The organism is Pseudoalteromonas sp. C12FD-1 (assembly GCF_037414265.1).
Classification (GTDB): Bacteria; Pseudomonadota; Gammaproteobacteria; order Enterobacterales; family Alteromonadaceae; genus Pseudoalteromonas.
In genome coordinates this window covers 321,992-344,883 of the sequence record NZ_JBBEVD010000071.1, presented here as the reverse complement: position 1 = coordinate 344,883, position 22,892 = coordinate 321,992, and the positions used below count along the sequence as shown (strand labels likewise).

17 protein-coding genes are annotated in these 22,892 nt (G+C 41.1%); 10 read left to right on the top strand and 7 right to left on the bottom strand.

Going from position 1 to position 22,892, the window contains the following annotated elements:
- Nucleotides 1-302 precede the first annotated feature (302 nt).
- The 3 genes from WDB87_RS13985 (at nucleotide 303) to WDB87_RS13975 (ending at nucleotide 5,025) form a co-directional block, all read left to right on the top strand.
- Nucleotides 303-2,099 carry a glycoside hydrolase family 3 protein gene (locus WDB87_RS13985; RefSeq protein WP_337850192.1) on the top strand — a complete coding sequence of 599 codons (1,797 nt, stop codon included), beginning with the start codon at nucleotides 303-305 and terminating at the stop codon, nucleotides 2,097-2,099.
- 18 nt (nucleotides 2,100-2,117) lie between these two features.
- Complete coding sequence (locus WDB87_RS13980; protein WP_286248543.1) at nucleotides 2,118-2,849, top strand: 5-oxoprolinase subunit PxpA; 732 nt, start codon at nucleotides 2,118-2,120, stop codon at nucleotides 2,847-2,849.
- A gap of 139 nt (nucleotides 2,850-2,988) precedes the next feature.
- Complete coding sequence (locus WDB87_RS13975) at nucleotides 2,989-5,025, top strand: S9 family peptidase (protein WP_337850191.1); 2,037 nt, start codon at nucleotides 2,989-2,991, stop codon at nucleotides 5,023-5,025.
- 478 nt (nucleotides 5,026-5,503) lie between these two features.
- On the opposite strand, the gene WDB87_RS13970 is transcribed toward WDB87_RS13975, so the two are convergent.
- On the bottom strand, nucleotides 5,504-7,105 hold the full coding sequence (locus WDB87_RS13970; protein ID WP_337850190.1) for an isocitrate lyase: 1,602 nt from the start codon (nucleotides 7,103-7,105) through the stop codon (nucleotides 5,504-5,506).
- A gap of 245 nt (nucleotides 7,106-7,350) precedes the next feature.
- On the opposite strand from WDB87_RS13970, the gene WDB87_RS13965 reads away from it, so the two are divergent.
- Nucleotides 7,351-9,543: a malate synthase G gene (locus WDB87_RS13965; RefSeq protein ID WP_337850189.1), complete on the top strand. Its 2,193-nt coding sequence runs from the start codon at nucleotides 7,351-7,353 to the stop codon at nucleotides 9,541-9,543.
- Between the two features lie 95 nt (nucleotides 9,544-9,638).
- On the opposite strand, the gene WDB87_RS13960 is transcribed toward WDB87_RS13965, so the two are convergent.
- The 4 genes from WDB87_RS13960 to WDB87_RS13945 form a co-directional block, all read right to left on the bottom strand.
- Nucleotides 9,639-10,364 (bottom strand): YebC/PmpR family DNA-binding transcriptional regulator, encoded by a 726-nt coding sequence (locus tag WDB87_RS13960; RefSeq protein WP_286248537.1) that lies wholly within the window; start codon nucleotides 10,362-10,364, stop codon nucleotides 9,639-9,641.
- Between the two features lie 121 nt (nucleotides 10,365-10,485).
- Nucleotides 10,486-11,103 (bottom strand): HAD family hydrolase, encoded by a 618-nt coding sequence (locus tag WDB87_RS13955; protein WP_286248535.1) that lies wholly within the window; start codon nucleotides 11,101-11,103, stop codon nucleotides 10,486-10,488.
- A 257-nt stretch (nucleotides 11,104-11,360) separates the two neighbouring features.
- A complete protein-coding gene (locus WDB87_RS13950) occupies nucleotides 11,361-11,852 on the bottom strand; it encodes a DUF6702 family protein (protein WP_337850188.1) in 492 nt (163 codons plus the stop codon).
- Nucleotides 11,852-14,284 carry a M1 family metallopeptidase gene (locus WDB87_RS13945; RefSeq protein ID WP_286248530.1) on the bottom strand — a complete coding sequence of 811 codons (2,433 nt, stop codon included), beginning with the start codon at nucleotides 14,282-14,284 and terminating at the stop codon, nucleotides 11,852-11,854. The genes WDB87_RS13950 and WDB87_RS13945 overlap by 1 nt, the downstream gene beginning before the upstream one ends.
- Nucleotides 14,285-14,666: 382 nt before the next feature.
- Between WDB87_RS13945 and WDB87_RS13940 the strand changes: the two genes are divergently transcribed.
- From WDB87_RS13940 to WDB87_RS13920, 5 genes are all read left to right on the top strand, one after another.
- On the top strand, nucleotides 14,667-14,903 hold the full coding sequence (locus WDB87_RS13940) for a hypothetical protein (protein ID WP_154945621.1): 237 nt from the start codon (nucleotides 14,667-14,669) through the stop codon (nucleotides 14,901-14,903).
- Nucleotides 14,904-15,038: 135 nt separating this feature from the next.
- A complete protein-coding gene (locus WDB87_RS13935; protein ID WP_286248525.1) occupies nucleotides 15,039-15,275 on the top strand; it encodes a hypothetical protein in 237 nt (78 codons plus the stop codon).
- Nucleotides 15,276-15,353: 78 nt separating this feature from the next.
- Nucleotides 15,354-16,601, top strand: a complete 1,248-nt coding sequence (locus WDB87_RS13930) for an exonuclease SbcCD subunit D (RefSeq protein ID WP_286248523.1) — start codon at nucleotides 15,354-15,356, stop codon at nucleotides 16,599-16,601.
- Nucleotides 16,598-20,248 carry an AAA family ATPase gene (locus WDB87_RS13925; protein WP_337850187.1) on the top strand — a complete coding sequence of 1,217 codons (3,651 nt, stop codon included), beginning with the start codon at nucleotides 16,598-16,600 and terminating at the stop codon, nucleotides 20,246-20,248. Before WDB87_RS13930 ends, WDB87_RS13925 begins: the two co-directional genes overlap by 4 nt.
- A gap of 12 nt (nucleotides 20,249-20,260) precedes the next feature.
- On the top strand, nucleotides 20,261-20,917 hold the full coding sequence (locus WDB87_RS13920; protein WP_337850186.1) for a class I SAM-dependent methyltransferase: 657 nt from the start codon (nucleotides 20,261-20,263) through the stop codon (nucleotides 20,915-20,917).
- Nucleotide 20,918: 1 nt separating this feature from the next.
- Here the strand turns inward: WDB87_RS13920 and WDB87_RS13915 are convergent, their stop codons facing one another.
- Complete coding sequence (locus WDB87_RS13915) at nucleotides 20,919-21,089, bottom strand: hypothetical protein (protein ID WP_164504452.1); 171 nt, start codon at nucleotides 21,087-21,089, stop codon at nucleotides 20,919-20,921.
- A 98-nt stretch (nucleotides 21,090-21,187) separates the two neighbouring features.
- Entirely contained in the window at nucleotides 21,188-21,793 is a 606-nt protein-coding gene (locus WDB87_RS13910; RefSeq protein WP_337850185.1) for a short chain dehydrogenase, read from the bottom strand.
- A gap of 144 nt (nucleotides 21,794-21,937) precedes the next feature.
- Between WDB87_RS13910 and WDB87_RS13905 the strand changes: the two genes are divergently transcribed.
- The gene (locus WDB87_RS13905) at nucleotides 21,938-22,819 is read left to right on the top strand and encodes a LysR family transcriptional regulator (protein ID WP_337850184.1); all 882 of its coding nucleotides are present in this window, start codon (nucleotides 21,938-21,940) and stop codon (nucleotides 22,817-22,819) included.
- Nucleotides 22,820-22,892 lie beyond the last annotated feature (73 nt).

Genomic DNA, 22,892 nt, shown 5'->3' with positions numbered 1-22,892 from the left:
TATAAACTATCATGCTTTCTTTCTAGCTGCGGCCCACTATATAGAGTTAACTATATATGTCAAGCCTTTATGTTCAGCAACAGAATTAATTTATGATAAGGGCATAAATCGTAAACCTAATGCATCGGTGTATTCAGCCATTATACACCCCTAACTCGTTACTCTATCCGTATAAACAGCTGTACTTTGCAGTTGTACACAAAAATAGATAAGCTACCTGCCACTTATCTATTTAGCGTTGGAGTGTATTTTTGCTAAATAAATGCTTTATTTCATCTATTGTTTTTTTATCTGGGTGCTTAATGCCATTACAATCTTCTTTTGCTAAATCTTCATTGTCTCTTGAGCAACAGCTTGGCCAAAAACTCATTCTTGATTTACGCTACTTTTGTCAGCAAGGGATTAGCAAACATTGTAGAACACCGGTTACTTCCCTCCCCGATGAGCTATCAGCGGCCATTACAAAACATAATATTGGCGGCGTTATTTTATTTTCTGAAAACACCCAATCTATTGAGCAAACCATTACCCTTAACAGTCAACTACAAGCTGCTGCAAGTAAATCAAGCTCTAAGCTGCCGTTATTTATTTCGATAGACCAAGAAGGCGGACGCGTAGCGCGTTTACCACGTGATGTAGCCACTTCGTTTACAGGAAATATGTCTATTGGTGCTACTTATAAAAAGCATGGCACCAAATACGCAACCCAATCAGCCACTGTTATAGCTAAAGAGCTTAAATCGTTAGGTATTAATGTTAACTATGCCCCCACGGTAGATGTAAACATGAACCCCGACAATCCGGTCATTAATGTACGCTCGTTTGGTGAAAACCCAGCGTTGGTGAGCAAATTGGGCGCTTCACAAGTAGCGGGGTTTGAAAGCAATGGTGTTATTAGCTCGTTAAAGCATTTTCCGGGGCACGGCGATACCAACGTAGATAGCCACACAGGGTTACCACAAGTCAATCACTCAAAAGAAGACATATACCAACAAGACTTAGCTCCCTTTAAACATATAATTGCCACGCAAAACCCAGGTATGATTATGACGGCGCATATTCAATACCCACAACTCGATAGCAGTACATTTGTAAGTGTTGATGGCAAAAGCATGATAAAACCCGCCACTATGTCACGTACCATTATTACTGATATTTTAAGAGAAGAGCTAAATTATCAAGGTGTGGTGGTAACCGACGCTTTAGATATGGCTGGTATTAGCCATTTTTTCACCCCGACTCAAGCGGTGATCAACACCTTTGCTGCAGGCGTTGATCTTGCGCTTATGCCAATAGAAATCAGAACGCCGGCTGATTTAAACGCACTCGACAACCTAATGGATGAACTAGTTGCATCGGTTAATAGTAATCAGCTAAATAAAGACGAAGTAGCTCAGTCAGCTGCGCGTATAACAGCTTTAAAAAATAAGTTTAAATTAACGACAAAGTTAGACCCATTAAGCATGTTAGCCAAAGCAAAAGATATTATTGGCTCTCAAGCACATCGAAAAATAGAAGCAGAGCTTGCCGTAAATGCTATAACTGAGGTTAAAAATAACGCAAATATATTGCCCCTTAGTTTAAACAAAGGCCAACACATTCATATTATTATGCCCGATACTCGAAAATGCATGGCCATGCAACAGGCACTGAGTAGTATAAGTACAGCCACACTTAAATACAGTTGTAGTAGTTTGCAAGGGTTTGACCCAGTAAAAGCACACAGCTTAATTAAAAATGCAGATGTTGTAATTGCAGGCAACGCTACGCCTAACCAAAGCGCTGTAGAGATTGGCGGAATGGATGATTTAAAAGACGACCCTCACTTTGCACTCAATACTGCTGAGCAACCTAAAGCCTTATCGTCATTACTCGATATTGCTGCATCATTAGATAAAAAAATAATTTTTATAAGCTTACGTGCCCCCTACGATATAGCGCAGTTTGGTAATAGCGCTAACGCAGTACTGGCATCTTATGCTTATAATATTGATACAGATAAAAACAATGTCGTAGCAGGGCCTGCATTTACAGCGCTTGCTAAAGTATTGTTAGGCAAGGCACACGCGCTTGGTACATTACCAGTTACCATAAAATAATAATAACAAGGGATAAAAATGAAACTTAATTGCGATTTAGGCGAAAGCTTTGGCGCATGGAAAATGGGGTTAGATGATGAAGTAATGCCTCATATTGATATGGCAAATATTGCGTGCGGGTTTCACGCAGGAGACCCAGATGTAATTGCCGATACATTGCATTTAGCAAAGCGCCACAAAGTACAAATAGGTGCGCACCCCAGTTACCCCGACCAGCAAGGCTTTGGCAGGCGTTCTATGGCGCTTAGCGCGCAAGAGCTTACTAATTGTTTACATTACCAAATTGCCGCCCTTGATGGCATGGCTAAAGTGCAAGGCTTAACACTTAGCTATGTTAAGCCTCATGGTGCTTTGTATAACGATATGATGAAAAACGACCATATTTTGCAAACCGTTATTACAGCCATTGCTCATTACCCCTCGCCACTAAAGCTCATGCTGTTAGCTACTAAAGACTCAGCTAAACATGCTCTTGCCGCTAAAACGTTAGGCGTAGAACTTATTTTAGAAGCCTTTGCCGACAGGCAATATACAGATGAAGGGCATTTAGTTTCTCGCCAGCTTGAGGGCAGTGTTCACGACAAACCTGCTCTTTTAGCGCAAGTAAAACAACTATTAAGCGACGGCAGTGTCACTACCCGCTCAGGAAATACACTAAATTTAAATGCTAATAGCTTATGTGTACATGGCGATAACGCAGCCGGTATTGCACTCATTAGAGAAATAAAATCACTGTGTGAGTTAGCTTAATAGCTCATACTCCCAAGCTGTAAAGCCCCTTTACAGCTTTAACTCGTAGTTACAAATTATAGTTTCACCGCATCGCGCTTTTCATCCCTTCCCTGCTGACATATAACTATGTATACAAAAACCACAACAGGGAATACAAATGAAGACGCTTATGGCACTTAGTTTGAGTAGCAGTTTATTACTCGGTAGCAGTCAGCTTGCTTTTGCAAAAAACAACACACTACAGTTGCAAGATGTGTTTAATCTTGAATACGCCAATCAGATTGATATAACTGAGGATGGTAAAACGGTGTACTTTGTACGTAATCGTATGGATATAAAAACCGATCGCAAAGTCAGTAATATTTGGTCAGTAGATTATAAAACCAAACAACTACAGCCGCTTACATCTGGCGTGCATATGGATCACTCCCCAGTACTTTCACCTGATGGCCAACGCCTTGCATTTATATCTAACCGCGATGGTAGCAGTCAAATTTATATGAAGTGGCTTAAAACAGGTGCTGTAGCAAAAATTAGTAACCTAACCAGCAGCCCACGAGCCATTACTTGGAGCCCTAATTCTAATCAGCTTATTTTTAGCATGTTTGTACCAAGTAGTAGTGCACCACCCGTTAACTTACCTGGCAAGCCAAAAGGTGCTACATGGGCAGAGCCAGCTAAATTTATAGATGATGTTTACTACCGAGCCGACGGTGGAGGATACACACAAAAAGGCTATAGCCAATTATTTACAATTGATGCAAACGGCGGCAATGCAAAGCAGCTCACTGATGATGAATTTGATAATGCAGGTGAGGTAAGTTTTAGTAAAGACGGTAAATCACTTTATTTTTCAGCTAATAGGCACGCTCAAAATCAATTAAAACCTACCAATAGCGAAGTGTATAAACTTAATTTAAACACGCTAGCTGTTGAGGCAGTAACCAATAGAAATGGCCCTGACCAACAACCTAAAATATCTCCCGATGGGCGTTACTTAGCCTACACAGGCTATGACGATAAACGCACTAATTACGAAAATACGCAGCTTTATATTCGTGATTTAAAAACCGGCGATACTAAAAGCCTAACCCCTAGTTTTGATAGAAGCGTGGGGCAAATTAAATGGAGTGCCAATTCTAAAGGCGTTTATTTTAGCTACGCAGACGAAGGGCAAACCGCTCTTGCCTATCAACCACGTAGTGGTAAACGTAAAGTGCTAACCGAGCAAATAGGTAGCGTTGCTTTTGGACGCCCTTACTCAGGAGGCGATTTTGATGTAAGTGAAGATGGCGAAATTGTTTTTACACTTGCTGACACTCAACGCCCGGCCGATATAGCCACTTTAAAACGAGACAAAGCTCAGCGCCTCACTACGCTTAATGCCGATGCGCTAGGCGATAAAGAATTGGCGAGAGTAGAAGAAATCTGGCTTAAATCAAGCCACGACCAACTGCCAATTCAAGGTTGGATCGCATACCCTCCGGGGTTCGATAAAACAAAAAAATACCCACTTGTTTTAGAAATTCATGGCGGCCCTGTGGCTAATTACGGCCCTCATTTTAGTACCGAGGTACAATTGTTTGCAGCCAAAGGGAACGTAGTTTTATATATGAACCCGCGAGGCAGTGACTCATACGGTAAAACGTTTGCTCAAACAATTCATCATAATTACCCAAGTAATGATTTTGACGACTTAATGAGTGGCGTTGATGCACTAATAGCGAAAGGCTTTATTGATGAATCTAAACTATTTGTAACTGGTGGTTCTGGTGGCGGCGTTTTAACCGCGTGGATTGTAGGGCACACCGATAGGTTTGCTGCAGCGGTGGTTGCTAAACCTGTTATTAATTGGATCAGCTTTGTACTAACTGCAGATTTTTATCCGTTTTTTGCCGATTACTGGTTTCCGGGTAAGCCTTGGGATCATATTGAGCACTACATGAAACGCTCACCGATTAGCTATGTAGGTAATGTAACAACGCCAACCATGCTTTTAACGGGTGAGTCAGATTACCGCACTCCTATTTCTGAAACCGAGCAATTTTACCAAGCTCTTAAGCTGCAAGGTGTTGATACCGCTATGGTGCGCATTCCTAATGCGTCGCACGGAATTACAGCGCGCCCTTCTAACTTAATGACCAAAGTAGCCTACATTCAATGGTGGTTTGATAAACATACAAATGAAAAGTAAGTTGTGTATTTAAATTTAATATTAGCCACCCCTGTGTGGCTAATATTTTGCCCAATGTAAAACTGTAAACCCCCTTTACAGTTTATATACTAAACCATATCGGACTTAGCTGTTTTTCAGTTAGTAAAATTTCGGTTTATTGCACTTTTTGCGGCATGAGTTAGTAAAAAACCGGTTTGAGCCACTGTTTATAAGCATTCAGTTAGTAAAAAAATGTTTTATAACGGCATTAAGTTAGTAAAAATTCGGTTTATTATTTTGTAGTAGCCACCTTAAAATATAAAAAACAGCCTATTTAGCTAAATATTTACCGCATTTTATCCCTTTTAAAGTAAAAATACGCCATTAAAGCGCTTTAAGTCATCAGCTAGTTAAACACTGATCTAAAAATTTTTAGGCTAGTTAAAACGTGATCCAGTAAATTACTAGGCAACAAAAAAGGGCCATATGGCCCTTGAGTAACACTATCTAGAAAAAGTTAAAACTGGTTCATGGTGTTATCTTCACCACCGGCTTTGAGGGCATTGTCACCAGAGAAGTACTCTTTATGCGTATCGCCAATATTAGAGCCTGCTAAGTCTTGATGCTTAACAGAGGCTTGTTCGCGGCGAATTTCTTGGCGTTGAACGTCGCGTACATAAGCAAGCATCCCCATGTCACCAAAGTAGCCTTCTGACAAAATATCAGTGCTCAGTGCAGCCGTATGGTAAGTAGGCAGCGTAATTAAGTGATGGAAAATACCCGCTTCACGTGCACCATCGCGCTGGAAGTTTTGCACTAATACATCAGCTTCGGCAGCAAGCTCTGTAGCGTCCATTTCTGGTGCCATAAAGCCTTTGTTATCACCAAGGCTTGGGTATGCACTTACATCTTTACCTTCATCTACCCATTGTTGATACACTTGCTCACGGAACTTAAGCGTCCAGTTGAACGACGGTGAATTGTTATAAACAAGTTTCGCATCAGGCACTTGCTCTTTAACACGGTTTACTAGCTCTGCAATTTGCTTAACATGTGGTTTTTCGGTTTCAATCCACAATAAATCAGCACCTGACTGTAAGCTTGTTACACAGTCTAGTACTACACGGTCTTTTTCAGTGCCTTCACGGAACTGGTACAAACCATTTTCTAAACGCGTTGGCTTACATAATTGGCCATTAATCTTCATTGCCGTATCGCCTTCGTTTAAGTCATCTACACCGTTAATAGGTGTGGTTTCTAAAAACGCATTGTATTGGCTAGCTAAATCTCCTGGCGTTTGTGATACAGGCACTTTTTGCGTCAGGCTTGCACCTAATGAGTCGGTACGCGCAACAATAATACCGTTATCAATACCAAGCTCTAAAAATGCGTAACGTACAGCATTAATTTTTGCTAAAAAGTCTTCGTGCGGAACAGTTACTTTACCTGCTTGATGGCCACACTGTTTAGCGTCTGACACTTGGTTTTCTATTTGAATGGCACATGCACCCGCTTCAATCATCTTTTTAGCAAGTAAGTAAGTTGCTTCTTCGTTACCAAAACCAGCATCAATATCGGCAATAATAGGCACTACATGCGTTTCAAAATTATCAATTTTATCTAGCACCGCTTGCACATTGCCGCCATTGGCTTTGGCTTCATCAAGCTCGTTAAATAAGTGGTCTAGCTCTCGCGCATCAGCTTGTTTTAAAAACGTATAAATTTCTTCAATAAGCGCAGGCACAGAGGTTTTTTCGTGCATACTTTGATCGGGTAACGGCCCAAATGCAGAGCGAAGGGCTGCAACCATCCAGCCACTTAAGTAAACATAACTGCGCTTAGTGGTTTTTTGATGGCGCTTTATTGCCATCATCATCTGCTGTGCAGTAAAACCATGCCAACAACCTAAAGACTGTGTGTATTGGCTGGTGTCTTTATCATAAGCGGCCATATCTTCACGCATTACATCTGCGGTGTATTGGGCAATTTCAATCCCAGTACGAAAACGGTTTTGTAAACGCATGCGGCTTGCATATTCTGGGTTAATGGCTTTCCATGCACTGCCTTGAGATTGGCAAAGTGTTGCTAGAGTATCGGTTTCACGTGTGTATGTTGTCATAATAAAATCCTTCGAACGGGTCTATAAATTATTTAAATTATTTAAATTATTGTGAGAGTGGCTAGGAGTGTGTGCTCCGTATCGCTTAATTCAACATTAGGCTTATTTTTTAGATTTAGTAAATTTATAGTTGTTATTGCCGCTATATTTTTTGTGAATGGTTAAAATGCATGCACTGAGCCTTTTTTGCGTTATTGTTGTTTTAACGCACACAACAACACCGCGACCGTTTAAGGAAGGTAAATATGGCACACACTCTCACACACTCAGGGCTAAGCGTAGATACACAGCTGGCCAACTTTGTAAAAACACAGCTACTCCCAGGCACTCATTTATCTGAGCAACAATTTTGGCAAAGCTTTGCAAACATAGTGCAAACGCTTACCCCGCAAAATAACGCCCTTTTAGCTAAGCGCGAGCAGCTACAACAACAAATAGATGACTACCATAAAGCAAATAAAACGTGGGATAGCGCGAAGTACCAAGCATTTTTAACAGACATTGGCTATCTAGTACCAGAGCCTGCAAACTTTACAATTGAAACGCAAAATGTAGAGCCCGAAATAGCACTTAGCGCAGGCCCACAGCTTGTTGTGCCTGTTAGTAACGCACGCTTTGCGCTTAATGCGGCTAACGCGCGCTGGGGTTCGTTATACGACGCTCTTTACGGCACCGACGTACTAAGTGAAGACGATGGCGCCGAAAAAGGCACTACGTATAATCCGGTTCGTGGTTTTAAAGTAATGGCGTATGCGCGTCAGTTTTTAGATAAAGCCCTGCCCCTTAAGAATGGCTCACATATAGAAAGCACCAACTACTCAATTGTTGAAGGTGCTCTGTCTATTACCTTAAGAGACAGCTCACATACCCAATTAAAAAACCCCGAGCAATTGATTGGATACCAAGGCGAGGCGCAAAACCCAAGTGCAATTTTATTAAAAAACAATGGTCTGCATGTAGAGCTACAAATAGACCACCACCACCCTATTGGCCAAGCCGACAAAGCAGGCTTAAAAGATGTGCTACTTGAAGCCGCACTAACAACCATTATGGATTGCGAAGACTCAGTTGCTGCAGTAGATGCCGAGGATAAAGTACAAGTTTACAAAAACTGGCTTGGTTTAATGCAAGGTAACTTGGTTGAATCGTTTAAAAAAGGCGATAAAACCATAGAACGTACCTTACAAAACGATAGGCAGTATACCGCCCTTGATGGCAGCAGCCTTACGCTCAAAGGCCGCAGCATGATGTTTGTACGCAATGTAGGCCACTTAATGACAAACCCTGCCATTACCGACATATACGGCCAACCGGTATTTGAAGGAATTATGGATGCTATGTTTAGCGCAACCGCCGCTCTGCACGATTTAAATAAAAAAACAGGCATTAAAAATACCAGTGCACAAAGCATTAATATTGTTAAACCCAAAATGCATGGCCCTGATGAAGTTGCCTTTACCAATACGCTTTTTACCATGGTAGAAGAAGCGCTTAGTTTGCCAAAAAACACCTTAAAAATGGGAATAATGGATGAAGAGCGCCGCACCTCAGTCAATTTAAAAGCCTGCATTCATGCAGCCAAAGAGCGCGCGGTATTTATAAATACCGGCTTTTTAGACCGTACGGGCGATGAGATTCATACCTCTATGCACGCGGGGGTGGCTTTGCCAAAAGCAGCGATTAAAACTCAACCGTGGATCAAAGCATACGAAGATCGTAACGTTGATACAGGCCTTGCTTGTGGCCTAAGCGGTAAAGCGCAAATAGGTAAAGGTATGTGGCCCATGCCAGATAAAATGGCACTTATGATGGAACAAAAGCTGGCTCATGTGCAATCTGGTGCTAATACCGCATGGGTGCCCTCGCCTACCGCTGCAACTTTGCATGCTATGCATTATCACGATGTAGATGTATTTAGCGATCAAAAAGAAATAGCCAAACGCGGCATCGCAAGCCTTACAGATTTACTTACACCGCCTTTAATGGCACAGCCACAAACGCTTAGTAAAGAAGACATACAAAGTGAGCTTGAGAACAATGCACAAGGTATTTTAGGCTACGTAGTACGTTGGATAGACCAAGGTATTGGCTGCTCAAAAGTGCCTGATATTAACCATATAGGCTTAATGGAAGACAGAGCAACTTTGCGTATTTCAAGCCAACATATGGCCAATTGGCTACAGCATGGCGTGTGCACACAACAACAAATAGAGTCTGTTATGGCTAAAATGGCCAAAGTGGTGGATGGCCAAAATGAGCACGATAGCGCGTATAAGCCAATGGCACAAAGCGAAGAGTCACTTAAAAATAGTATTGCTTATCAAGCCGCTTTAGCACTTGTATTAGAAGGTGCTAAGCAGCCAAGTGGCTACACTGAGCCGCTACTTCATAGCTATCGATTAAGATATAAAGTAAAACATCATAACCTAGCTGAATAGCTAACATTTTTTTAATACTAAAAAAGCGCGTTTTGCCTACACAAAACGCGCTTTTTGTTTATCGTTATGTTTACTAACTGTAGCTATGCTCTAAATTAATTTTTAACGATGGCATTGTGATACACATTTTGTACGTCATCACAGTCTTCAAGCATGTTGATGAACTTGTCAAAATTAGCAATCACTTCTTCATCTTCAATTTCAACATGTACTTGCGGCACAAACGTAATTTCATCTACTTCAAAGTTTATTCCTTCAAAGTTTTCCTCAAGTGCTGTTTTAGCTTTATAGTACTCAGTATGTGGTGCAAATACCGACACTTTACCATTTTCAACTTCAACGTCGGTTACATCAACATCAGCCATCATAAGTGCTTCAAGTACTACTTCATCATCGTCACCGGCAAAACCTAGTACAGCAAGGTGATCGAACATGTGTGCAACACAACCCGGAGTACCAATTTTTGACTCTGTTTTGGTAAACGGTAAGCGCACATCTTTAATTGTGCGGTTTGGGTTATCTGTTAAACAATCAACAATAACCATGCAGTTACCTGGGCCATAGCCTTCGTAACGTGCAGGCGAATAATCTTCCCCTGCCCCGCCGGCAGCTTTTTCAATTGCTTTTTCTATTACGTGAGCGGGTACTTGGTCTTTTTTTGCTTTTTCTATAAGGCGACGCAGTGATTGATTGACATCAGGATCTGGTTCGCCATTTTTAGCGGCAACATAAATTTCTTTACCGTACTTTGAGTTAACTTTAGTTTTTGCGTTGGCTGTTTTAGCCATCGAGCTCTTACGGACTTCAAATGCTCTGCCCATCTTGTGCCTCTAATCAATACGTTAATTTTGCCAATATTTTACCAATTCAAACCCTATTGGGCTAGTTTTGAAATTTAAATAAAGCGAGGATTATTACACGAAAATATTATTAAAAGCCTATTTAACATAACTCAACTTTTTTAGAATAACTTTCAACTAAAGTTACTAACTCAGTAAAGTCGCGCAAAACGTAGTCTGCTTGATCAGCATAAATAGGAGTAGCTTGGGGGGCGTACAAACACGCACGCATTTTAGCATTATGCGCCGCTTGTATATCGTATAAAAAATCGCCCACATACACTAAATTGCTTGGGCTTATATTCCAAAGCGTAGAAATTGCATTTAGCGCACTGGGATCGGGTTTTGCTGGCGCATCGCTACGGGTTAAAACCGTTTCAATGGGAAGCGGGTTATTTTGTAATTTTATTGCTGCCGCTTTATCAAAATTGCGGGTCACAATAGCCATGGGGATATTTTTGACTTTAAGGGCATTAACAGCTTCGGTTACACCTGGCAATATAGTGGCACACTGCGCGTCTTGCAGTTCGTGTTGATGCACTATATTCATTGCCTCTTCGCGCATATAGGGCGAAGGAAGCTGGGCAATATAATCAAGTAGGTCTTGCTCGCATGGGCAACCTATTTGTGCTTTTATAAGCGAAAAATCTAACTCAGACGAAACTAACGTGCCATCTAAGTCAAAGATAACTCCTTGAATAGCCTCTACTTGCGCTTTCATATCATTCCTTGAATGGGGTAAAAATCAATACAACATGTGTACACATAATGACTCTACTTCATGAGAATAATTTAGCAAATGTTTATCAAACAAATTATTAGAAAAGTATTCACTTATCTATTACTTAGCCTTATAAACACTAATTAATTACTAAAATTCTACGAACAGTTATTAATAACAGATCAAAAATGAACACAGCATAAACAATAGGAGAATACGCGCACATAAACTGCAGTGCGCGTAGGTTGGGGAAGCATTTATTGCTCGAATTTAGCCTCGAGCCAAGTATCGTTTTGGGTAAAATGAAGGGTTTTAATCTTGCCTTTACCTTCTACGTTTACCATGTTTACTTGTGAAGGCCATAAGTCACGCAACGCCCCGTTACTCATTTTTATGCCTTCAATCCCTTTAGGGATAGGCGCTTCTTGATACACCCAAAAAAACTTTCCATCAATTTGCGCACCTACTTGGCTAAGCGTTAATGGCTCGCCTTTTAAGGTTTGCAATGCAACATGCGACTCAACATAGTCAACAAAACGTTGTTGGTCTGTCTTGTTGCTGATGATATCGGCTTTTCCATCAAATAAATGCGCTACGGCATGCTCAGTATCATGTAGATAAAAACGGTGCATGAGCTCAATATTATGGGTGCTTTTATTAAAAAGCACCGTAGTAACCGATGACTTTAGTTGATGCGCCAAACTTGGCGCAGCAACTAAAAGGCAAACAATAATAAGCATAAAGCGCATTATTGTTGCTCCTCATCTTTTTTCTCGTCTTTTTTAAGCTCAGTTTTAATGTCTTGCATAATATCGCGACTCACTTTCGCTTTACTCTTTTCCTTTTTATACACTTCGATGCGTGAAGGAATAATACGACGAGGGTAGTTGTTGTTCTCAACATCTACATCAGCAGTTTCCCAGCGCGGGTCAACGGTTACCGATACAAGCGGCTTATTCTTATCTGTAACAATAAGCTTTTGTACATTTTTATGGTTACGGCGCCAAATTTCGGCTGGAATGTAACGTTCTTCTTTAGTGCCATCTTCATACGTTAGCTCTAATAAAATAGGCATTACCAAGCCACCTAGGTTAGAAAACTCCATTACATAGTAATTTTTGTCTTCTTCAAGCGCGCGCTCTAGCGTTTTACGCTCCCACGGCTCTAAGCCTTTTAAAAATTTATTGTACGAGTTACGTTCTTTATTGGTAACAGTAAAGCGATCGTTTTCGTCGTAAAAGTCAGTAATATCAGGGTTTTTCTCAACCCACGTTTTTTTACCTTCTTCACGGTTACGCTTAACAAATAGTGATGTTGGCTTATCAGCTTCAATATCGCGTAGGCGTTTAAAATCAATATCAGGGTTTTTGGTATCTAAACGTAATTGATAAACCTTATCTAACGAGATATCTACATGGTCTGTACTGTAAAACCAACCACGCCAAAACCAATCTAAATCAACACCTGATGCTTCTTCCATGGTACGGAAAAAATCAGCTGGAGTAGGGCGCTTGTACTTCCAGCGCTGTGCGTACTCTTTAAAAGCAAAGTCGAATAAGTCACGACCTAAAATAACTTCACGTAAAATATTAAGCGCCGCAGCTGGCTTGGTATACGCATTTGGGCCTAAACGCAGTACGCTGTCTGACTGTGTCATAATAGGTACTTGGTTTTGCGATTTCATGTAACTTACGATGTCACGTGGCTCAACACCCCATGGAATTGTTGGATCCCATTCACGCCCGGCAACACCATCTAAAAAGCTATTTAAACCTTCATCCATCCAGGTCCATTGGCGCTCATCAGAGTTTACAATCATAGGGAAGTAAATATGGCCAACTTCATGAATAACCACACCAATTAAAAAGCGTTTTTCAGCTTGAGAATAAGTACGTGAGCCATCATCTTGAAGCTCTGTACGTGGGCCATTAAAAGTGATCATTGGGTATTCCATACCACCAACAGGGCCATTTACCGATTGCGCCACAGGGTATGGGTAGTCAAATGAGTAGCGAGAATAGACTTCCATTGTATGTACTACAGATTCGGTTGAATATTTTTTCCATAAATCGCCACCTTCTTTAGGGTAAAACGACATAGCCATAACTAAAGGCTGTTCATCACCACCTTGCTGGTAACCTTTTGCATCCCACATAAATTTACGCGACGACGCCCAAGCAAAGTCACGCACATTTTCTGCTTTAAAGTGCCACGTTTTTGTTTTATCGGTACCTTGTTTTTCGTTTTCGAGTGCTTCTTCTTCAGTAACAATAAATACAGGGCGTTTTGCTGTTTCGGCTTTTTCTAAGCGGTTACGCTGCGTGCGAGTAAGCACTTTGCTTGCGTTATCTAACTTACCTGTTGCCGATACAATATGATCAGCAGGTACAGTAATTTCTACATCGTAATCACCAAACTCAAGGGTAAACTCACCACGGCCTAAAAACGGCTTGTTTGTCCATGCTTCGTAATCGGTGTACGCAGCTAAACGCGGAAACCACTGCGCAAGTAAAAATATATCGTTGCCATCTTCTTCAAAGTGCTCATAGCCAGAACGTGCGCCTACAGCATCTTCTTCAACAATGTTAAAAGCAAAGTTCATACTAAACTCAACTTCTTTGCCTGGTTTTAGCGGCTCGTTTAAATCGATACGCATTAGCGTATCAACCACAGTTACGCGAAGCTCCTCACCATTGTCATCTTTTACATTGCTAATTGTATAGCCTAACTCGTTGTCGCTCATAAATTGCTGACGACGTAGCTCCCCTAAACTCAATTTAGCCGGTTTTTGCGCAGGTAAACTATTTAGCGTACTTTTAAATGTTTTAGTGGTTTCGGCTATTGAGTCGCTTTTAAAAATATTTTGATCTAACTGTAACCACAAATACTTAAGTGTATGCGGCGAGTTATTTTTATATTCGATACTTTGGCTTGCTGTTAAGCGACGCTTTTTTTCGTCAAGCTTTACATCTATGTCGTAATTAACACGCTGCTGCCAGTATTTTTCGCCAGGCTCACCTGCGGCACTACGATAAACATTGGGGGTAGGAAGTGCTTCGTCTAACTGACGAAACTTATCAACAAATGAGCCTTTAGTTTGCTCAACGGATGACGCAAGCACAGCGCTCGACATTGCCAAAGGCAACACAAACGCGCTTAGCGTAAGAACTGTTTTTTTCATTATGAGTCCTAGTGTATTTTTGTGAGCGTACTGTGACAAAGTTACTATTTTTGTTCAATTAATTAGCGACCAACCGCCCATTAAACACGGTAATATTCACGTTGTTTTAACATGCATTTTTAATCAGTAAATTGAGCTGTTTTTAAAACTGTAAAGGGGGTTTACAGTAAGTATTCAAACAAAATGTATTATTTAAGGTACAAACCCTGCATTTATAAGGGTTCAGGCCTAATTCATGCCATTAGCTTAGGATTAAATTAAGGTGTAAAAATATGTTGTTTAAATTGAGCTTAAATTTTTAGTATTAGGACTGCTTTAACGGTTTTATTGCACTTAGGTTCAATACAAATTAATCAGCAAATTTTAACTTAAGGAGCCCGATATGAAATTTTACATTGTAAAAAAAGATCATCAGCTCGAAGCTATCCCTGCTGATAAAGACTTACTAGAGCGCTACGAATCAAACCAATATTCGTATGTTAATGTGGTGTCGGCATGCAATAAGCAAGATGCACTAAAACGACTATCTACTGAACAAAAACACAGTAAAAAGTGGCTAATAATTGGCGCAAATATTGCCGTGTTCTCACTAATATTAACTATTTATACGATAAATTAAAAATAGTGAAATTTTAGGTTGATATTTAGTGCATTTTATATTTAAAATCGCCCACTTTTTTTATTTGAGCATAATAAAATCGTTACAATTATTCTCAAATATGTACTTATTACCAGTAAGCAATGTGGTGGGTGTATGGATTTTTATATCCTAAAAAAACAACAAGAGCTAATAGCCATTCCAGCAAATCAGCAAAGTTGTAAGCAGTATCTAGACTCAGGTTATTTTTATATTGATAAAGTAGCCGCCTGTAACGAAACAAATGCCATAAAAGCATTGCAAGCAAAGCAAACTAAAAGTTTAAAAATGCCGCTTGGTTTGGCTTTATTAGCGCTTCCTGTCATTATTATTGCTATATATAGTTTTACCTAAACTAAAGCCCCCCCTGAGGCTTGCATCTTTACTTGCCTTGGGTATATTGGCGCTCTTATGGTTTTTTAAGAGCGCAATATGAAAGTTCTCCACACCTCAGATTGGCACCTAGGCCAACAATTTTATGAACATGACCGCCGTGATGAGCACGCCGCGTTTTTCACTTGGCTACTTAGCACCCTTGTAGAGCAACACATAGATATACTTTTAGTTTCAGGCGATATTTATCATACAGCCACACCGAGTGCCAGCGCCGAAAACCAGCTTTACCAATTTATAAAAGACGCTAAGAAGCGTTGCCCGCAATTACATGTTGTTATTATTGCCGGCAACCACGACTCAGCAAATCGTATATTAGCGGCGCAACCATTACTTGCTCAGTTTGACACCCATGTAGTGGGGCGCTTTGAAGTAACGGACCCAGCCAATACCGTGATTGAAATAAATACGCAAAATAAACGCGCTGTAGTCGTCGCTATGCCCTTTTTACGTACCAGCGATATAAGTTCACTCAGTCACACTAAAAACGGCCCTAGTTACGCACAAGGCGTTGAAAAAGCCTATAAGCTTGCCCTTGATCACGCTTATAGCATTAACGCGCAAAATTCGCCGTTAATTGTAATGGGGCACTTACATGCCAAAGGCGGTGATATTTCAAGTGACTCAGAACGTAATTTAGTGATTGGTGGGGAGGAGTCTATTTCGGCCAGTGTATTTGGTAACAAGGCAGACTACGTAGCACTGGGGCATTTACACAAAGCGCAGCAAGTCGCTAAAAAAGACGTTATACGTTACAGCGGTACGCCTATTCCTATGTCGTTTTCAGAGCGTAAGTACACACACCAAGTTAATGTAGTAAAATTTAAAGGTGATGAAAAACAAACTATTAGCACATCTGTAAACCCCCTTTACATTCCACGCTCTGCTGAAGTAATTATTTTACCAAAAGGGGAGTGCGTGCCATTAAGCGACTTATGCGAGCAAATTAAAGCGCTCGATATATCACAACATACTATTGCCCCTTATTTACGCGTAAAACTAAAATCAAGTGATACCGATACCACCTTTAGAGAACAAATAGAGCAAGCACTTGAAGGTAAAAACGTAAAGTTTTGCGGCATTGAACGGGTACGAGAGCAAATTACAACAAACGATAACAGCGCCGTATTTGAAGATTTAAGCGAAATTGAAATGCTCAACCCATTAAACTTATTAGAACAAGCCTTTGCAAACGACAAAGATATGGCCGGCCAAGCTGTACCAGATGAGCTAAAAACACTGTTAAACGATGTAATAAGTGAGCTGACGGAGCAAGAGCAACTATGAAAATAACCGCAGTTCGTATTCATAATTTAGCCTCAATAGTCGATGCCGAAATCGACTTTACCCAAGCTCCTTTAAAAGACGCAGGCTTATTTGCTATAACCGGCGACACAGGCGCAGGTAAAAGTACCTTTTTAGACGCTATTTGTTTAGCGCTTTATACCAAAACTGCACGCTTAAAAGGTGATAAAGGCAACTTAATTGATTTTAATGGCGACAGTATAAAATTAAACGATGCGCGTAACTTATTACGCCGAGGAAAATGGGAAGGTTTTGCCGAAGTTGATTTTATAGGGCAAGACAAAGCACTATACCGTGCACGTTATTCAATACAACGTACCCACAAAAAGGCAACAGGCAAGCTAAAAGTAGCTGAACATACGTTAGTGACCTTGCCCGATGAAACCCTAATTGCTGATAAAAGCCAAACCATAAAAGTAGTAGAGAGCAAAATAGGACTAAGCTTTGATCAGTTTTCGCGGGCGGTATTATTAGCGCAGCACGAATTTGCCGCCTTTTTAAAAGCCACGGGCGATGAACGCGCACAACTTTTAGAGTGTTTAACTGGCACCGATAAATTTAGCTTAATTGGTAAACGTATTTTTGAGCGTAATAAAGCGCTAAAAGATAAATATGAAATACTTAATGCAAGCCTGGCAAGCTACACCTTGTTAAGCGATGACGAGCTAACTGCTAAACAAACCCTGCGCGATGAGTTACTTAAAAAAATTGAGCAAACTAAAAAAACGCATGCAACAACAGAGCAAAATTTAAATTGGTACAAGCAAGCCGCTAGCTTATCGCAAGCCCTTGAACACGCAATAAAGCAGCAACAACACGCGCAGCAACAGCTTGATTCAATAGCAAAGCAATCTGAGCAAGCAAAGCAAGCACAAAGCGCTCTTGAAATAAAAGACAACCGCAAACGTCATGAATATTTAACGGCGCAAAACAAAACACTTAGCACGCAAATAAGCGAATTAATAGCGATTGACCATGCAGCGCTTATAGAAGAGCAGACCGCAACACTTACAACAAAGCAAAGCGAGTTAAAAACAGCGCAAGAGCAAAAGCAATCTGCTGAGCCTATTATTGCTAAAGCCCGCGAGCTCGACAGCCAAATTGCTATACACGCACAAACCATTAAAAACCTAACTCAGCAAAGCGAAAAAGGGCAGCAGCAACTTAGCGAATTACAAACGCAGTACACGCAAAGTCAAAAAGCACTTGATGAGGCAACAAAACTCAGCACTGGGCATCAAACGTGGTTAAACGAGCACACACAGCTTAAGCCACTGGCTAATGATTGGAATTATTACCAACACAGCTTTAATACATATTTAAGTGCCAATGAGCAACTAAAAGCCGCTACTTCGCAAAACAAACAGCTGTTAGAAGAGCAAACTAAACAAGCGGCGCAGTTAGCTGAGCAAACTAAAAAAGTAGCGTTGCACGAGCAACAACTAGCGCGGCAACAAACAGATCTTAACCAGCTAAATGAACAACAACGCCAATTTAATATTGAACAATGCGATAGCAAACTTAAAAATATTGAATATTTAAAAGATCAGCGCCTGCGCTACCAGCAGTTTAATCAAGAAATAAAACACAGCACGCAACAACAAGCGGCGGTTGCGGCCAAGCTTTTACACAGCGAGCAAACACAAGCAACATTGCAACAAAGCCTAGCCTCGTGCGAGCAAGCACTTAAGCACAGTGAATATGCATTAAACCAAGCTCGCTTGCGTGCTAGCGAAAACGTAGAGCATTTACGTACGCAGCTTACTTCTAACGAGCCCTGTGTTGTGTGCGGTTCAAAAGAGCACCCATATGCAAGCAGCCAAAATCCGCAATTAAATAACCTAATAGCCGATTTTGAAACAAGTTATAACCAAGCTAAACAGCAGGTCGATAGCGCCCAAGCTAAGCTGCATCAGCACCAAACACAACATGCGATACTTGTCACTGAACATACTCAACACAGCCAAGCTATACAGAACGCTCAGGCAAAGCAGCTAGAAATTAAAACGACAATGCAAGGGGCGCGTACAGAGCTTAACGAGTTAACAGCACAGCAGCTTGATGAAATCTACACGCAGCTTAGCACGCAAAAGTCGCGCTATTTTGAGTCACAAAAACAGCAAACAGCCCTGCAAGATAAAGTAAATCAGCTAATAAATAACTTAAAAGCTGAGCAACATACACAGCAGCAAGTGCATAATCAGCATGTTGAATTAACCAATAAGCTTGGCCAAATAAGCACTAGACACGCAGAGCTAAGTACACAAATTAGCGAACTTACCAGCACGCTTAATGCACAGTTTGAGCACAGTGACTTTTGGCAGCAGTTGCAAAGCAACACGCTTAATATGCGCGATTTAAGCCAGCAGGTTGAGCAGTACCAACAAACTCAAACGCAGCTTGAACAAAGTCAAAAACAAAAAGACAGCGCTGAGCAGCAATTGCAGCAACTCACACCGTTAATTGCTAAAAGTGAGCAGGCGCTTAAAGTTTTAAAAGACGATTTAGCCAAAGCGCAACAACTGCAAAACACGACGCACACAGAGCGCCTTGCGTTATTTAACAACGAGTCGCTAAGTGCCGATGCTTACCAAGCAAAACTAAATACGCAGCTTGAGCAATGCCAAAAGGAGTTACATACAAGCCAACAAGCCCACGACAGCGCAATTAAAAAACGCGATGAGCACGCTATAACACTTAAAAATATTGAGCAGCGCTTGGCAGAGCAAACTCAAGAGCAAAGCACACTTGAAGAGCGCTACACTGCCTGGTTTAGCGACTTTAAAGCCCAGTATAGCGAGGTAAATCATGAACAGATCGCTATTTTACTAACTCTGACTAGTGAGCAAATAAAAGCACAATTAATGCAGTTTGAGCAGCGTTTAGCTGCACTTACAGATGCAAATGCAGCGCTTAAGCAACAGCAAAAAGCGCAAACAGATCACCAAAATACTAACAAACCCGAAAAAAGCGAAAGCCAATTAGCAGAGCAAGAAACGTTTTTAGCTAATCAGCAAACTGAGCTACAAAACAGTTTGCTCGCAACTAATACCGCGCTTGAGCAACACAATCAAAACGCCAAAACACTTAAGGGCAAACACGCTGAACTTGCTACACTTAAAAAACAAGTAGAGCAATGGCACTTATTAAATAAAGTGCTGGGCGATGCAACCGGCAAAACCATGCGTAATTTAGCACAAACGCAAACCCTTAAAATATTACTGCATTATGCCAATAGCCATTTAAAAACTCTGAATAAACGCTATGAGCTAACTGCTATTGAGCAATCGCTCGATATCGCCATTATTGACCGCGATATGGCGGATGAACAGCGCTCGGTTAATACGCTCTCTGGTGGTGAATCATTTTTAGTATCACTAGCACTGGCATTAGGCCTTGCATCGCTTTCGTCAAATAAAGTGCAAATCAACTCTTTGTTTATTGACGAAGGGTTTGGTACGTTAGATAGCGAAACTCTCAGCGTTGCTATGGACGCGCTCGATTCATTACAAGCACAAGGCCGTAAAGTAGGGGTTATATCGCATGTGAGTGAAATGAGTGAACGCGTAGCCACGCAAGTACATGTAAGTAAAAAAAGTGGTGGATACTCCACTGTTGAAGTTTTATAAAGGAGTTAATAAATGCCCACATTCACAGGCGAGCAAGCAACGCATTACAACGACCGTATTACCCGCTTAGTACCTGGTTATGAGCTATTGCACCAACTGACTAATGCTCAACTTAAAGCAACCCTTAAAGATAACGCACATATTTTAGTTGTGGGCGCAGGCACTGGCAAAGAAATACTTGCCCTTGCCGCGCTTAACCCTACTTGGCAATTTACTGCGCAAGACACCTCAAGTGATATGCTTGCAATTGCTAAACAAAAGTTTGAAGAGCACGGCATAACAAAGCGCGTTAACGTTATCGAAGGCGAGCTCGATAAACTCTCTAACAAGGCCGATGCCGCACTATGCCTACTTGTTTTGCACTTTTTAGCAGACGACGGCAGCAAAAAGCAGCTACTTAAAAACATTAAAGCTAATTTAAATAAGGGCGCAAACCTATTTATTAGCGATTTAATGAAACCCGAAACCGACTTTGAACGTGAAGCGCAAATTACTGTGTGTGCCAAGCTAGGCTTAAGTGATGCAGGGCAAGCCTACACAGCTCAAAACTTAGAAAGCGAATTTTATCCACTTGATAGAATGCGCTTTAGCGAGTTACTTAACGAGTGTAAATACGGCATTCCTAAGCTTTATTTTAAAGCGCTTGGTTTTAGCGGGTACGTTGTTTAACTTATCTTGAAGGATGCGGCCTACACCATTTAACCGTATGTTTATGGCGCGGTATGGTTTTACATTCTTTATTTGAATCGGCACCTGGCTCGCTAACATATTGCGAGCTTGGGGCTACATTGGCACAGCCTGCGGCCAGTAATATCGCAAATACGGGTATTAATTTTTTCATTTCATCGCCTATTAAAATCTGTATTTAAGCGCTTTGCAGTTACTGTTAATGCAAAGCGCTTATTAGTTTGCCAATTGCATCACCAATTTAGCGGGTACTTATGCATCTACAAAAATAACTTCGCCAGTAATAAAGCCATCAACTGAGCGCTCAAACGCTTTACCTACAAGCTTACTTGGCACGGGTTGAAAACCTGGCATCATTTCGCCATATACGTCCCACGCTTCTTCAAGCACAGTAGGGTTAACCACATTAATACGCGTGCCTCGCGGCATTTCTAGTGATACGCATTTTGCAAACGTATCTATTGCGCCGCTTGTTGTTGCATCGGCAATCGCAAAAGGAATGGGTTTAACGTTTAAAATACCGCTAATTAGCGTAAATGAGCCGCCATCGGCAATGTACTTTTGACCAATACGTACAAGGTTAATTTGCCCTATCATTTTGCTCATAATGGTTGTCATCCACTGCTCTTCGCTCATATCAGCAAAGGTTTCGTATTCACATAAACCCACTGTATTTACTAGGGCATCAAAGTGGCCTACTTTTTCGTACAAAGCGGTAATTGACGCTTCGCTGGTTATATCTACAATATGATCCACATCGCCCGAGCGACCCGCTGTAATTACTTTATGCTTAGATAAACCGGTTAATGCCGCTTGACCCATTTTGCCCAGTGCGCCTATTAAAATTACTGTTTTCATTGTTTGCTCCAATCATTCAATTTAGTGTGTAGGGGCATAGTAAGGGGGTAGCTCAACAATTAGAAACAACCCTTTCATGTAAGTGATACAAAAATAAATGGTAATGTGATACGTTAATCATGCTTAAACAACAAAGGCATTGCCATGAGTAAGTTAGACAGGCTAGATATAAAACAGCTACGTATTTTTCAAGCGCTCATTCGCGAAAAAAACGCATCAAAAGCGGCCGGTAAATTGGGCTTAACCCAGCAAGCAGTGAGTGAGCAACTAAAAAAGCTGCGTGATGTATTTAACGACCAGCTGTTTTTAAGAAAAACCACCGGCTTTGTGCCAACGCCTTATGCAGAGGAGTTATCGGTAGACATAGACAAACTACTAAACGACTTTCAGGCGTTATTAGCGCCTAAAATATTTGACCCAAAAACGGTTGATGGTGCCTTTGTAATAGCGGCTACCGACTACGCCCAGCAAGTTGTTTTGCCAGCGCTTGTAAAAAAGCTAAGAGAGCAAGCGCCTAATTTAAAATTAATAATAAGAGACTTTGAACTCGACAGCCTGCACGATTTAATGGAAAACGGTAAAGTTGATTTAGCCATTGCTTTCCCCGACTACATCCCAAATACTTACCCCATTATTAAGCTTTTTGAAGAGCAGCATATTTGCGTTACCTCAGCTAACTCATCAATAGCAGGGACACAACCCACCCTTGCACAAATAGCCAGCTACCCAAGCATTATTGCCTCGCCTTCGCGCCCAAATTTTAAAGGCTCTATTGACGATTGGTTTAAAAGCTTTGATTTAACGCGCAATGTTGTTGTGTCGGCACCGTGTTTTTCTATTGTGCCTATGTACTTAGAAACCACCGACTCCATCGCGTTTTTACCCTCTCGCGCAGTAAGTTCAGATCTGGTAAAAATAGAACTACAGCAGCTACCAGCTCCGTTTGATGTAATAGCCGCATGGCACCCACGCTATAATAAAAACCCCTTGCATAAATGGGTGGTTTCAAAGTTGGTGGTTGAGTAATGTGTGTATTTCACTACACACGCTTACAACTTCTAACAGCTACAAACATACTCCTCACATATTTTTTATGCTT

Bases quoted from the DNA above. Each gene is read 5' to 3' on its own strand.
- WDB87_RS13980 (WP_286248543.1), top strand. From the start codon at position 2,118: ATGAAACTTAATTGCGATTTAGGCGAAAGCTTTGGCGCATGGAAAATG.
- WDB87_RS13920 (WP_337850186.1), top strand. From the start codon at position 20,261: ATGCCCACATTCACAGGCGAGCAAGCAACGCATTACAACGACCGTATT.
- WDB87_RS13950 (WP_337850188.1), bottom strand. From the start codon at position 11,852: ATGCGCTTTATGCTTATTATTGTTTGCCTTTTAGTTGCTGCGCCAAGT.
- WDB87_RS13925 (WP_337850187.1), top strand. From the start codon at position 16,598: ATGAAAATAACCGCAGTTCGTATTCATAATTTAGCCTCAATAGTCGAT.
- WDB87_RS13935 (WP_286248525.1), top strand. From the start codon at position 15,039: ATGGATTTTTATATCCTAAAAAAACAACAAGAGCTAATAGCCATTCCA.
- WDB87_RS13940 (WP_154945621.1), top strand. From the start codon at position 14,667: ATGAAATTTTACATTGTAAAAAAAGATCATCAGCTCGAAGCTATCCCT.
- WDB87_RS13955 (WP_286248535.1), bottom strand. From the start codon at position 11,103: ATGAAAGCGCAAGTAGAGGCTATTCAAGGAGTTATCTTTGACTTAGAT.
- WDB87_RS13970 (WP_337850190.1), bottom strand. From the start codon at position 7,105: ATGACAACATACACACGTGAAACCGATACTCTAGCAACACTTTGCCAA.
- WDB87_RS13905 (WP_337850184.1), top strand. From the start codon at position 21,938: ATGAGTAAGTTAGACAGGCTAGATATAAAACAGCTACGTATTTTTCAA.
- WDB87_RS13960 (WP_286248537.1), bottom strand. From the start codon at position 10,364: ATGGGCAGAGCATTTGAAGTCCGTAAGAGCTCGATGGCTAAAACAGCC.
- WDB87_RS13930 (WP_286248523.1), top strand. From the start codon at position 15,354: ATGAAAGTTCTCCACACCTCAGATTGGCACCTAGGCCAACAATTTTAT.
- WDB87_RS13975 (WP_337850191.1), top strand. From the start codon at position 2,989: ATGAAGACGCTTATGGCACTTAGTTTGAGTAGCAGTTTATTACTCGGT.
- WDB87_RS13965 (WP_337850189.1), top strand. From the start codon at position 7,351: ATGGCACACACTCTCACACACTCAGGGCTAAGCGTAGATACACAGCTG.
- WDB87_RS13945 (WP_286248530.1), bottom strand. From the start codon at position 14,284: ATGAAAAAAACAGTTCTTACGCTAAGCGCGTTTGTGTTGCCTTTGGCA.
- WDB87_RS13915 (WP_164504452.1), bottom strand. From the start codon at position 21,089: ATGAAAAAATTAATACCCGTATTTGCGATATTACTGGCCGCAGGCTGT.
- WDB87_RS13985 (WP_337850192.1), top strand. From the start codon at position 303: ATGCCATTACAATCTTCTTTTGCTAAATCTTCATTGTCTCTTGAGCAA.
- WDB87_RS13910 (WP_337850185.1), bottom strand. From the start codon at position 21,793: ATGAAAACAGTAATTTTAATAGGCGCACTGGGCAAAATGGGTCAAGCG.